Annotated in this window: 11 protein-coding genes and 1 pseudogene; 7 read left to right on the top strand and 5 right to left on the bottom strand. The window is 60.2% G+C overall.

What is annotated here, in order from left to right; translation table 11 throughout:
* Nucleotides 1-19: 19 nt before the first annotated feature.
* Nucleotides 20-325: pseudogene (locus HSW_RS25140) on the bottom strand (DUF1684 domain-containing protein); the annotation flags it as partial.
* A 21-nt stretch (nucleotides 326-346) separates the two neighbouring features.
* The gene (locus HSW_RS24040) at nucleotides 347-496 is read right to left on the bottom strand and encodes a hypothetical protein (RefSeq protein ID WP_155832794.1); all 150 of its coding nucleotides are present in this window, start codon (nucleotides 494-496) and stop codon (nucleotides 347-349) included.
* 138 nt (nucleotides 497-634) lie between these two features.
* On the opposite strand from HSW_RS24040, the gene polA reads away from it, so the two are divergent.
* From polA to HSW_RS02545, 4 genes are all read left to right on the top strand, one after another.
* Nucleotides 635-3,520: a DNA polymerase I gene (gene polA / locus HSW_RS02560; protein ID WP_044000709.1), complete on the top strand. Its 2,886-nt coding sequence runs from the start codon at nucleotides 635-637 to the stop codon at nucleotides 3,518-3,520.
* Nucleotides 3,521-3,597: 77 nt separating this feature from the next.
* Nucleotides 3,598-4,080: a DinB family protein gene (locus HSW_RS02555; RefSeq protein ID WP_044000708.1), complete on the top strand. Its 483-nt coding sequence runs from the start codon at nucleotides 3,598-3,600 to the stop codon at nucleotides 4,078-4,080.
* Nucleotides 4,081-4,214: 134 nt separating this feature from the next.
* Nucleotides 4,215-4,652, top strand: coding sequence for a DoxX family protein (locus HSW_RS02550; protein WP_044000707.1), 438 nt, complete (start codon nucleotides 4,215-4,217; stop codon nucleotides 4,650-4,652).
* Nucleotides 4,653-4,704: 52 nt separating this feature from the next.
* A complete protein-coding gene (locus HSW_RS02545) occupies nucleotides 4,705-5,721 on the top strand; it encodes a YpdA family putative bacillithiol disulfide reductase (protein WP_044000706.1) in 1,017 nt (338 codons plus the stop codon).
* A gap of 81 nt (nucleotides 5,722-5,802) precedes the next feature.
* On the opposite strand, the gene HSW_RS02540 is transcribed toward HSW_RS02545, so the two are convergent.
* From HSW_RS02540 to HSW_RS22440, 3 genes are all read right to left on the bottom strand, one after another.
* Nucleotides 5,803-7,230 (bottom strand): SGNH/GDSL hydrolase family protein, encoded by a 1,428-nt coding sequence (locus HSW_RS02540; RefSeq protein ID WP_044000705.1) that lies wholly within the window; start codon nucleotides 7,228-7,230, stop codon nucleotides 5,803-5,805.
* 21 nt (nucleotides 7,231-7,251) lie between these two features.
* Entirely contained in the window at nucleotides 7,252-8,499 is a 1,248-nt protein-coding gene (locus HSW_RS02535; RefSeq protein WP_044000704.1) for an OmpP1/FadL family transporter, read from the bottom strand.
* 166 nt (nucleotides 8,500-8,665) lie between these two features.
* On the bottom strand, nucleotides 8,666-9,487 hold the full coding sequence (locus HSW_RS22440; protein ID WP_052346030.1) for a cyanophycinase: 822 nt from the start codon (nucleotides 9,485-9,487) through the stop codon (nucleotides 8,666-8,668).
* 274 nt (nucleotides 9,488-9,761) lie between these two features.
* Between HSW_RS22440 and mgtE the strand changes: the two genes are divergently transcribed.
* The 3 genes from mgtE (at nucleotide 9,762) to HSW_RS02515 (ending at nucleotide 12,905) form a co-directional block, all read left to right on the top strand.
* The gene (mgtE, locus tag HSW_RS02525) at nucleotides 9,762-11,147 is read left to right on the top strand and encodes a magnesium transporter (protein WP_052346762.1); all 1,386 of its coding nucleotides are present in this window, start codon (nucleotides 9,762-9,764) and stop codon (nucleotides 11,145-11,147) included.
* 78 nt (nucleotides 11,148-11,225) lie between these two features.
* Nucleotides 11,226-12,143, top strand: coding sequence for a magnesium transporter CorA family protein (locus HSW_RS02520; protein ID WP_044000703.1), 918 nt, complete (start codon nucleotides 11,226-11,228; stop codon nucleotides 12,141-12,143).
* A gap of 90 nt (nucleotides 12,144-12,233) precedes the next feature.
* Nucleotides 12,234-12,905, top strand: a complete 672-nt coding sequence (locus HSW_RS02515) for a hypothetical protein (protein ID WP_155832793.1) — start codon at nucleotides 12,234-12,236, stop codon at nucleotides 12,903-12,905.
* Nucleotides 12,906-12,923: the final 18 nt, after the last annotated feature.

The following is a 12,923-nucleotide window of genomic DNA, read 5'->3' as shown; positions in this document are numbered from 1 at the left end:
TCTGGCCCCGACGTAGTTCAATGTAGCGGCCGCCCCCGTAGCTCCCATGGCCGTTGGTGCGTTCTATGCAAGGCCCAAACAGATAGTCGCTGTATTCTTTACTCTGCAGCAAATCTAGGCTCTGGTGCACGACCAGTCGTTGCGGTTTGCCCTCAAGCACGAATTCCAGCGTATCATACTTGCGGTAGAGCGGGCGGCGGGTAGTGCTGGTTGGCATCTGGAAAGGAGCTCCCAGAGAATCGGGTATGAAACGGGCTTCCACGCAGGCCGCGTAATTAACCGGATAGAACGGCAGGCCCGCAAACGTGGTGCGGGCGGCGCGCAACAGAGGCGTACGGGTGGAGTCCTAGTATTCTGTGTTGAGTTCCTGCTGGAAGACGGCTACCTGTCGGGCGTGTTCCGGCGCGGCAGGACGCAGGGTAGCATTCTGCGCTAAAACAGTTGGCGCAATCAGCAGCAAGCCGGTCAGCGTACGGGAGAGAAGTAGTATAAGCACAAAGAAACAACAAACCCCGGGGCTACTGGAGCAGATTTTCGGCTGTACGCCGGCAACAGCGGCCGAAGTTTCGTAACACCGGTAGCGAGCCGCTGGTTGCTATGGCCCGGCCCCGTTGCCTTCCGTACCTTCGCCTCCATGACTCCCAACGCCCCCGCCAACCAGCCCCATAAGCTTTTCCTGCTCGACGCCTTCGCCCTGATTTACCGCGCCCACTTCGCGTTCAGTAAGAACCCGCGCGTAAACTCCAAGGGCCTTAATACCGGGGCCATACTGGGCTTCACCAACACGCTGGTGGAAGTGCTGCAGAAGGAAAAGCCCACTCACATTGGGGTGGCGTTCGACGCGGCCAAGAAGACCTTCCGTCACGAGCAGTACGCCGAGTACAAAGCCCAGCGCCAGGCCATGCCCGAGGACATCGGTCTGGCTATTCCTTATATCAAGCAGATCATCAAAGCCTTCCACATTCCTATTCTGATGGTGGAAGGCTTTGAGGCCGACGACGTGATTGGTACGCTGGCCCGCCGCGCCGAGGCGCAGGGTTTCGGGGAGGTATTCATGATGACCCCCGACAAGGACTACTGCCAGCTGGTCACCGACTGCATCAAAATCTACCGGCCGGCCTTTATGGGCAACGCTGCCGAAATTCTGGATGTGGCGCATGTGCTGCAGCGCTTTGAAATTGAGCGGCCGGAGCAGGTGATTGACATTCTGGGCCTACAGGGCGACGCCTCCGACAACATTCCGGGCATTCCGGGCATCGGTGAGAAGACGGCCAAGGCGCTGATTCAGAAGTACGGCTCGGTGGAAAACCTGATTGCCAACGTGGACCAGCTCAAGGGCAAGCAGCAGGAAAACGTGCGCAACTTCGCCGAGCAGGGCCTCATGAGCAAGGAACTGGCCACCATCCACCTGGATGTGCCCATCGAGTTTGAGGCCGATAAGCTGGTGCTGGATCAGCCCGACGCGGAGGCGCTGCGCCAGCTGTTTGAAGAGCTGGAATTCCGCCAGCTGGCTGCCCGCGTGCTGGGCGGCGGCAGCCCTGCAGGCGTGAGTGCCGCGCCCGCCGGACGCGGGGCGCGACGGCCGAAGGTGGCCGAGGCCCAGGGCAGCTTGTTTGGCAACAGCTCCGATGCGGCCGTGGCCATTGGCGCCGAGGAAGGCGAAACCAACTCGTTTGGAGCGCCCGCCGGGCCGCGCCTGACGCTGCAGGACGTACCGCACCAGTACCACCTCATCGACACGCCCGAGTTGCGTAAGTCGTTGCTGGAATTCCTGCTGCTGCAAACGGAAGTAAGCTTCGACACCGAAACCACCGGCCTCGATACCATGACGGCGCGGCTGGTGGGCCTGAGCTTCTGCTGGCTGTCCGGCGAGGCCTATTACGTGCCCGTGCCGCATGACGACCACGCCGCCGCCCATGCCCTCATCGATGAGTTCTGCCCGTTCTTCGAGGCCGCCCACATCCTTAAAATCGGCCAGAACATCAAGTACGACCTCACCATCCTCAAGCACTATAACGTGCAGGTGAGCGGGCCGCTGTTCGATACCATGCTGGCCCACTACCTGCTGGAGCCCGACATGCGCCACAACATGGATGTGCTGGCCGAGACCTACCTGCACTACACGCCCGTTAGCATCACGGAGTTGATCGGCCCCAAAGGCAAAAACCAGAAAACCATGGCCGACCTGCCCCCGGCTGAGGTGTCGGACTACGCCTGCGAGGATGCCGACGTGACCCTGCAGCTCAAGCACGTGTTTGAGCCCATGCTGAAGGAAGTGGGCCTGCTGGATTTGCTCAACGAGGTGGAAAACCCGCTGGTGCCGGTACTGGCCGATATCGAGTACGAGGGCGTGAAAATCGACTCCTCGGCTATGGGCGAGTATTCAGCTGAGCTGCAGGGCTACATTGTAGATATTGAGAAGCAGATTTTCTTGGAGGCTGGTCAGGAATTCAATATTGGCTCACCGAAACAGCTGGGTGAGGTGCTCTTTGATAAGATGGACCTGGGCCGGGGCAAAATCAAGAAGACGAAAACCGGCCAGTATGCCACCGGCGAGGAAATCCTGAGCCAGCTGGCCGCCGACGCGCCCATTGCTGCCCTGATTCTGGAATACCGCCAACTCACTAAGCTGCGCAGCACCTACGTGGAGGCGCTGCCCCAGCTGGTGTGCGAGCTGGATGGCCGCGTGCACACCAGCTTCAACCAGGCAGTAACAGCCACCGGCCGCCTCAGCAGCACCAACCCCAACCTGCAGAACATTCCCATTCGCACCGAGAAGGGCCGCGAAATCCGCAAGGCCTTCGTGCCCCGCGACGCCGGCCACGTACTGCTGGCCGCCGACTACTCGCAGGTGGAGCTGCGCATCATGGCTGATTTTTCGGGCGACAAGACCATGATTGAAGCTTTTCGCCAGGGCCTCGATATTCACACCAGCACGGCGAGCAAGGTGTTCAAGGTGCCGCTCAGTGAGGTAGACAGCGAGATGCGCCGCAAAGCCAAAACCGTCAATTTCGGCATCATCTACGGCATTTCATCCTTCGGGCTGGCCCAGCGCATCGGCATTTCGCGCAAGGAAGCCACCGACATCATCGACACGTATTTCGAGGAATTTTCGTCAGTGAAGCAGTTCATGGACGATAGCATCAACAAGGCGCGCGAGCTGGAATACGCCACTACCTTGCTGGGTCGCCGCCGCTACTTGCGCGACATCAACTCGCGCAACGCCACGCTGCGCGGCTACACCGAGCGCAACGCCATCAACGCCCCCATCCAAGGCACCGCGGCCGACATCATCAAGAAGGCCATGATCAACATACACGAGTGGCTGCGCCAGGAAAAGCTTAAAACCAAGATGATCCTGCAGGTGCACGACGAACTGGTGTTTGACGCCGTGCAGGAGGAAGTGGCTTACATCACACCCAAAATCAAGGAGCTGATGGCCACCGCCCTGCTCCTACCCCACGGCGTGCCGCTGGAAGTGGAAGTTGGCACCGGCCAGAACTGGTTGCAGGCGCATTAAAGACAGTAGCGCGAACTGCAAAATTTGCGCTACCACACTACGGCATACTGCGGCACACTAAATTCTCTACTAAACCAATGGACCAGACCACCAGACAAGGAATTGTTACGGAGCTTATCAGCCTTCTCACGGAGGCCAACGCTCACGCTACTTTCGAGGAAGCATGTGCCGGCCTCACGCCCGCGCAGTGGAACCAGCAGGTGCCGGAAGTACCGTATACCATCTGGCAGCTGGCAGAGCACGTGCGCATTGCCCAATGGGATATTGTGGAGTTTTCTCTCGGTGCCGAGCACACTTCCCCGGATTGGCCCACCGGCTACTGGCCCGCTAAAACGGCTATCGCCGATGAGGCTACCTGGCAGCAGACGCTTCAGCAGATTCAGGCGGACCGGCAGCGTTTCACTGATCTGCTGCAGGCCCCCGGCACGGATTTGCTGGCTCCTATTCCGCACGGCGACGGCCAGACGATTTTGCGCGAAGCTATGCTGATTGGCGACCATACAGCTTATCATACTGGGGAAATCATTCTGATTCGTCGTCTGCTACACGCTTGGAAATAACCCCACTGGCAGGCTCTCGGTGCCGCAACCAGACTCGGGATGCTATTGCGTGTGCCTGCGCATAAGCGTAGGTATCCGCACCGGCTGAGCGGCCGTATAGTCTTCGTATACTGCTCACCTCAACCGGAATCCACATGCCTCATCAGCCTCATACCACCACGCTGCAAAACGTAGCCCGCGGCCTGTTGGGCACTTTTATGGTAGCCGCCGGCACCGGACACCTCACGTTTCAGCGCCGCGAGTTTCAGGCCCAGGTGCCGGATTTCGTGCCGCTGCGCAAGGATACCACCGTACTGGCTTCGGGTGTGGTGGAAATTGGACTGGGACTGGCGTTACTACTGCTGAAAGGCAAAAACCGAGTGCGGATGGGCATCGGGCTGGCGGCTTTCTACGCGGCCGTTTTCCCCGGCAATATTCACCAGTACACCCACCATATTTCCGCATTCGGCCTCAATACCGATGCCAAACGGTTCGGGCGGCTGTTTTTCCAGCCCGTACTGATGGGCTGGGTACTGTGGAGTACGGGCGCACTTGATTCGTTAAATCACAAGAAGCGCGCCCGCCGTTCTTAGCCGAAACGGAGTCGCCGCAAACTCTCGGCCCGCTGAGTTGGTAGTATAGTATATGACAACGGATTCTTCTTTTGATGTAGTGGTGATTGGGGCCGGCCCTGTAGGGCTGGCCTGCGGGCTGGAAGTGCAGCGGCGCGGCCTCTCAGTGTGCGTGCTGGACAAGGGTGCGCTGGTGAATTCCATTATCGGCTACCCCACCAACATGGAGTTCTTCTCTACGCCTGAGCTGCTCGAAATTGGGGGCCACCCCATGACGACGTTGCACTACAAGCCTTTGCGCGAAGACGCTCTCGACTACTACCGCCGCGTGGCCCACACCGAAAAGCTCACCCTGCGCCTCTACGAGCGGGTAATTGGGCTGGAAGGCGAACAGAGCCGCTATGAAGTAGTCACCAGCAAAGGCCGCATCGGAGCGCGCTTTGTGGTAGTAGCCACTGGCTTCTACGACGTGCCCAACCTGCTGCGCGTACCCGGCGAAGACTTACCCCACGTCACGCACTATTATAAGGAGCCCTACGCCCACGCCGACCAGGACGTGGTGATTATCGGGGCCAAAAACTCCTCGGCCAAGGCAGCGCTGCAACTGCTGCGCGCCGGTGCCCGCCCCACGCTGGTCGTGCGCGGCCCCGAAATCAGCGAATCGGTAAAGTACTGGATCCGCCCCGATCTAATGAACCGCATCAAGGAAGGCCGCATCGGCTGCCTGTTCAACAGCACCGTGGCCAGCATCACGGCCACTACCGTAGAGCTGAACACGCCTGACGGCCCGCGCACGTTGCCAGCCCAGCACGTCTACGCCCTCACCGGCTACCACCCCGACTTCTCGTTCCTAGCCACCTTGGGTATTACCTGCGAAGCCGACGCTGCCCAGACGCCCACCCACAACGCCGATACGCTGGAAACCAACCGCCCCGGCCTCTACCTTGCTGGCACCGTATGTGGCGGCCTCAACACCAGCCGCTGGTTTATCGAAAACGGCCGCTACCACGCCCAACTCATTGCCGCCCGCCTGGCCGGCGAGGCTGCGCCCCAGTTGCCGGAAGTGTTGCAGCAGGTGCAGCTTTCTTGAACTGGACTTCGTACTGCCACAAAAAAGCGCCTCTCCTGAAAACAGGAGAGGCGCTTTTTTTACTGGTGTGCTATCGAAAACTTACTGCGGGAAACGTACGCCGCGGTAATCGTTGGCATTCACGGTAGGCACCTTGGCACTATACTTCGCATTGATAGCCCGGATCATCTCGTTAGCCACTACGGCGTAGCCGCGGGGGGTAGGATGCACGCCGTCCAGCGAGAACAGGTTACCGGCAATGAAAGCCGCCGTATTGTTTACGCCATTGGTCACAATACCAGAAGTAGCAACGCGTGAGAAGAAAGCATTGGCATCGAAAACAGCCAAACCTTTTTCATTCGCCTTGGCCACAATGGAGGAGTTGAAGCTAGTGGTAGCCGTACGTACCAAGCCCTGCTCCACATCATCTAGCACAAATAGGCTGGGGATGGGGTTGCCAGCGCTAGTACCGAAGGTGGCCGTGGTATCAATACCGTAGGCCGTCAGGAAGAGGGAGAAACCGGCTGCTGGCTGGCCGCTCTGGGCGTACACGTAGCGCCAGGCGCGGCCGGTACGCTGATTCAGCAACCCCAGGAAGGGCGAGGAAAGCAGGGTGAACAGCTGGCGGCCGCTACCACTGGCATCACGAATATCGGTAGTGGCTACCTGCTTACGGTTAGTAGAAGTAGGTCCGCCGAAGGCCGAACCTGTTTGCACCACGATACCGGGTACGCTAGCGGCCGCGAGTGTAGCACGGAATGTAGGCCCTACCGTAGTGAAGAACGGCACGTTGGTCACATCCGGAATAGTTGCCACTACTCCTTTCGCCCCGCTAGCTGTCAGCACGTTAATGATACGGTTATTTTTGAGGCGGAAGGTATCCACGTTCGTGATGATGTTAGCAGCTCCGCCAGCTGTAGCATAGCCCAGCACGTCGTTGTTGCCCAGCCAGTTAGAGAAGAACGTAGCCGTAGCTGCCTCCGCCTTCACGCGCTGAAAATAGCTTTGCGTGGGCGTGCTGGTAGACGTGATGCGCTCAAAGTAAGGATTACCCTGAGTGCTGCCATACCCTGGCGTCTGGATATCGCTCAGGCGAATACCGGGCACACCCAAGTTATCTACGCGGCCATCGTAGCGGGTGTACAGCAGCGGGGTCGCGCTGCGCACTGCTAGGTTAGTTGTCACGTTGGCCGTAGTGGGCGTCCCGGCGGCCGTAAAGCCCGTCAGACGAAGGTAACCCGAGCCATTGCTCTGAGCTTCCGTGAACAGCGGCTGGTTGAACTCGCCGCCACCGGCCAGTGAGAACTGCTGTGCCAGAATGCTGGGGTACGAGTTCTGCTGGCCCTCCAGATACAGGCCACCATCGGAGAAACCGGCAGTGAGGGAGTTACCAACGGCAATGTAACGGGAGAAATCAGCGGAGCCTTTATCCGCCCGGAAGTCGTCTTCTATATCGGGCTGGCAGGCCGTGAGGCCCAGGCCCAGCAGCGCCACCAGAGGCGTAACCTTGCGAAACAGGTAAGTATTCATGAGTCAGAGAGCGAGTCGCGGTTAGAAAGCGTAGTTCAGGCCGATGCCCGGAATCACGATGTTGGTTTTGTAGGTACCGGCAATGCGGTCCGTAGTGCCGTTGTTGAGCAGGTCGGCCTGGGTTTCCGTGCGCTTTTTGATGCTCACGAACTGACCCGACAGATCCACGCTGAACTTACCAAAGGCGTACGAAGCGCCCAGCGTACCGCTGAGGCGGTCATTGTCCGGCGTTTCGGGCGTTACGTAGCCGTCTTTCACGGGCGTTTCGTCATACACGCCACCGGCGCGCACCGTCAGGCCCTCGGTGAGCTTGTACTGACCACCCAGACGGAACGTGAGAGCATCCTGGTAAAACCGCTTCGACTCGCTGGAAGTAGAGCCGTTGATCTGCTGATCGAAGTCAAAGCGCAGCACGCGGTACTTGCTCCACTGGGCCAGATTGGCATCCAGACCGATAGTCAGCTTCTCGTTGGGCATGATACCGATACCGATGCTGGTAGTAGCCACCAGCGGCAGCGTAGCACTGAACCTGGTCGCCTGGAAGCGGGAGCTGAACGAAGCCGGAATACCGGAGAACGTCACGTCGCCATCTTTTACCTGCGCATCAATCTTCGAGCGGTAGTTGATGCCAACCGACAGCTTATCAGACGGCTTGAAGAAGATACCGGCGTTAAAGCCCATCTTCGTTTCGGCCTTCCCATCTAACTCAATGTGGCCGTACGAATCGGGCAACGGCACGTCGCGCTGCAGGTTCACCGCGCCGTATGCCAGCACCACTAGGCCAGCACCTACGCTCAGCTGATCGGTAATAGCGTAGCTTACGGTGGGCTGTACAAAGATGGATTTCAGGTCAATATCGGTGAGGGAAGTACGGCCTTCCCAGCCGTCGGCATATTGCAGTTTGCTGCCAAACGGCGTGTACACGGCAATGCCCGCCCGGAATTTACCTTCCGAAGGACCGAAACCGGCGTACAGGCTGAACGGGGTGGTTACCGTGTTCCGCAGCTGCCGCTGCTGGTTGCCGCCTTCCGCTACAAAAGCGTTACGCGCCAGCGTCAGGTTGGCCCCAATCTGCACGCCGCGCTCCTTTACCATGGCCAGCGCGCCGGGGTTATAGAACATGGCTGCCTGGTCCAGCGAGAGGCCTACGCCCACGCCGCCCATGCCGTTGTTTTTTATCCCGGCCAGCGTTACCTGGTAGCCACCCGCCCAGGCCGCCGAGCCTGAGAGCAGCGCACCTCCCGCGAGGAGTAGAGATTTTAGATTCATACCGGAGAAAAGATGAGTGAGAATTTTGGGGGTTTAGGCCCTAAATGTAGGGAAAAAGACAATGATTTAGTCGGCACGCCGAACAAGTTTCTATGGGTGACTTTGGGAGTTTGTGAGTACTTCCTCAGGGAACCAAAATCCGGCCGGACCTATTCCGGCCTCTTCGCTACATCTCCACCCTGGGGCCTGCTTCGCGGGAATGTAGGTCCAGCAGCTGGCCGGCCACCAGTAGATGCACCCGGAAATCCTGCCCGCTTACCGGCTCGCCCCTTCCGATGCGGCCCAGGTTGCTACCGTGCAGGTGGCGGCCATCCACCACCATCACTACTCCGTCGCCGAATACCTCGGCGTAGCGCCCCTGCCGGATGATGAGGCCGGTTTCTTCGGCCAGCCCCACGCCCAGGCACATAGGGTGCGCCAGCAACGCGTGAGCCAGCCGCCCGAAGCGGCCCCGCTCCACAAAGTGCTGGTCAATGAGCAACTGGGGCAGCAAGCCCAGGCCGGTGCTAGTGAGCATGCCACCCTTGCGCAAGGCCCGCCAGCCGTAGCCTTCCACCACCATATACTCGGGCATGACGGCCGCCCCGGCACTGGTACCGGCAATAATAAAGTCTTCCTCCTGCTGGTACCGCTCGTGCAGCACGCGTAGAAATTCCGTGCCCTGCAAAAAATCGGTGATGCGCTCCTGGTCGCCGCCGGAAAAGAACACGAGGCCGGCGCGGCGCAGGCGGCGCAGGGTATCGGGGGCATCGGCGGGGTGGTGCTCACTGATGCGCAGGTGCCGGGCGGCAGTACAGCCCAGCTCGCGCAGGGCGCGCTCGTAGGCCCGGGCCGAACGGGTATCGTCGCGGGAGGCCACCGTAATTATCTCCACGGGCGTACCAGGCGTGGGAAGCATGTCGCAGAGCAGGGCCAGCATGGCATCATCGTCGCCGCCGCCGAGGGCGACGAGCGTGCCGAGGGGCGGAGCAACGGGCGGCTGGAGCATAAGCAGGAGAGCAGGTATAGGGCCAAATGTACGCGGTGGCCGCGCACCCGCAACGCTCCCGGCGCAGGAACACGGCCATACTGGGGTGGACAATTACGTTTTTCTCCGCCTGCCCCGCCCCTACCGTTGAGTTCAGCGTACATGAGGCTGAACCCACCAGAAAGTTACCGCAGAGGCACGGAAACCGGGCCCGAAAGCCCTACTTTTGCGCGCCGGTTCCCGCCGTTTCACCAAGTCCCGTTTGCCTAGCGAAAAACACCCCTTCCTGCAGTTCATGAATCAGCACCCGACTACCGACCACATCACGTCCCTGATTCAGGAGGGCGAGTTTTTCAAACTCAAGGAGGCGCTCAAGTCATTTGAGCCGAACGAAGTAGTAGAGCTGCTGGAACAGGAAGAAGAGCGGGAGCAGCTCATTATTTTCCGGCTGCTGCCGCTCCGTTTGGCCACGGAGGTGTTCGAGTACCTCGACCTCGACATTCAGAAGCACTTTCTGGCTAATCTGTCGCAGGATAAAATTTCGGATATCCTCAACGAAATGTCGCCCGATGACCGGACGGCGCTGCTGGAATTCCTGCCCGACGAGCTGGTGCGGGAGCTGATCCAGACGCTGTCGGAGCCGGAGCGCAAGGTGACGCTGGAGCTGCTGGGCTACCCCGAGTACTCGGTGGGCCGCCTGATGACGCCCGACTACATTGCCATCCGGGAAAGCTGGACGGTGCAGCAGGTGCTCGACTATATCCGCCGCCACGGTGGGCAGTCGGAAACCCTGAGCGTGCTGTACGTGACCGATGAGCGGGGCATCCTTATTGATGATATCCGCATCCGGGAATTTCTGCTGGCTGACCCGCAGAAGCGCGTGAGCGAGCTGATGGACCGGCGCTTCGTGCAGCTCAACACGATGCAGGACCAGGAGGAAGCCATTGAGGTATTCCGCCGCAACGACCGGGTGGCCCTGCCCGTGGTGAATGACGAAGGCGTGCTGTTCGGCATCGTGACCATCGACGACATCTTGGATATCCGGGAGGAGGAAGACACCGAGGATATCCAGAAGCTGGGCGGCTCGGAGGCCTTGGATGCGCCCTACCTCGATACGCCCATCTGGAAAATGGTGCAGAAGCGGGCCGGCTGGCTGGTAATTCTGCTCATCGGGGAAATGCTCACTACCTCGGCCATGCACCATTTTGAAGATGATCTGCAGAAGGCGGCCGTGCTGGGGCTGTTCATTCCGCTTATCATCTCGGCGGGCGGCAACGCGGGCTCCCAGGCCACTTCCCTCATCATCCGGGCCATGAGTCTGGGCGAATTCTCATTGTCGGACTGGTGGCTGGTGATGCGGCGGGAGCTGCTTTCTGGCCTCGCGCTGGGCAGTATCCTGGGCGTGGTGGGGGCATTGCGCATCGTCCTGTGGGCCAACTACATCGACCCCGGCTACTTTGGCCCTTACTGGCAGCTGATTGCCGTGACGGTAGGCTTCTCCCTGCTGGGGATTGTGCTGTGGGGGGCGCTGTCGGGGGCCATGCTGCCCATGCTGCTGCGCCGCCTCGGCCTCGACCCGGCCACGTCGTCGGCTCCGTTCGTGGCGACGCTGGTGGACGTTACCGGCCTGATCATCTACTTCTCAGTGGCCACCTTCGTGCTACGCGGCACGCTGCTGTAGGGTGTTTTAGCTCTTGGCCGTTAGCTGCTCCTGAACGTAGAAGAACAGCCCTCACCTACCAGCTAACGGCCAAACGCAATGACCGAACAATTACTGACCCAGCAGGAGGCTCCTTTTACTTGGCTCGACATCACCAACCCCAGCGCCGCCGAGTTGCAGGCCGTGGCCGCGCAGTACAGTCTGCCCGATGCCCTAGTGCGTGACTGTCTGGAGCCCACGCACCTGCCCAAGTTTGAGGCTACCGGCGGCCTGAGCTTCGTGATTCTGCGCGTGTTCAGCATGCCCGAGAGCACCCAGGCCGACACTATTCAGGAGTTGAGTACTAAGATTGCCGTGTTCTATACCGCCGACTTTCTCATTACTGTACATCGCCGGCCGCATCCGGTGGTGAGCGAGCTGAAAAACGTGGCCCGCGCCCCCGGCCAGGAGTGCGCCACGCCCGCCGAGGTAGCCATTCATCTGGTGCGCTATGCCCTCGACAGCTACGTGCAACCGGCCCTCACGCTCACCAAGGAGCTGGACGACTACGAGGCGGAAATCTTTCTGAAGCGGGAAGTGCCCAACGCCTTGCAGGGCCTGTATTTTCTGAAGCGCAAGGCATCAGCTGCCAAACAGCTGCTGCTGCTCACCCGCGACATTCTGCTGATGCTGCGCCGCCAGACGGCCAGCGCCACGGCCCACGTTACGCTACTCCAGGACACTCAGGATTTGCAGGTGAAAGTAGAAACTCTCTACCAGCAGCTCGACGGGGCCGCCACCAACCTGATGAACCTGTACCTGTCGTTGTCGTCGCAACGGACCAATGAGGCCATGCGGGTACTGACGGTATTTTCGGCGTTTTTTCTGCCGCTCACCTTCATTGCCGGCATCTACGGCATGAACTTCAACTACATGCCTGAGCTGACCTGGAAATTCGGCTACCCGGTTTCCATCGTGTCGATGGTGGTCATTTCGGTGGGGATTTACGTGTGGTTCCGGCGCAAGGGCTGGATTTAGAGCGGCGCACCGATTAGTCTGTTCACGATGAAGCTTCGTCCAGTATCTGCTTGCTACCGAAGGTTGTGTCCGTCGCTGCTGCCGGCAGCCTTGCTTTCCGGCTGCGCGGCTGTGGGCCAGCTCGATACCCTGCCCGAGGGCCGCTACCGCGCCATCCAGACCAACGACGCGGCGCTGCACGCCCGGCTGCCGCTGGGCCAGCCGGTGTACGCCCGCCAGAGCGCCGACACGCTGTACCTGCTCCCGGACAGCCTCAGCCGCAAGGCCCAAACCCGGGAGCTACCGCCGTACTACCGGCTGCAGCCGGGCCGCCACGTAATCCTGGCTGCCCGCCGCTTCGACCTCGACGTATTTACGATTCCGTTTAAAATACGCCCGCCCCGGGCGGGGGTGCCGGTCCAGCTCAACACCAACTTCAACGCCGCCCTGTACTTAGGCCGTCGCCTCGATTTTTACCACCTCACCAGTCACCGCCAGGTGGGCGGGCAGCGCCGGCCGCTGGTACGCACCACGGGCCTCGGCTACGGGCTGTTCACCGGGCTGGGCTCCTCGGCCATCACCTCCGATTTCACCCGCCAGCACGCCACCACCGACTACGAAGGCTTCGTGCTACACGCTGGGGCCGCCGCCATCTACGACGCGCACATTTTCAACCTGGGCCTGGCCGTGGGCGCCGACCACCTGCTGGGCCCCGATGGCCGCCACTGGATTTACCAGCACCGCCCCTGGTTCGGCGTTCTGTTCGGCTTGGATCTGAATTAGGTATTAGTGCTTAAGCTA

Source organism: Hymenobacter swuensis DY53, assembly GCF_000576555.1.
Taxonomy (GTDB): domain Bacteria; phylum Bacteroidota; class Bacteroidia; order Cytophagales; family Hymenobacteraceae; genus Hymenobacter; species Hymenobacter swuensis.
The sequence above is the reverse complement of the archived record's forward strand: the minus strand, read 5'-3'. Positions and strand labels throughout refer to the sequence as shown.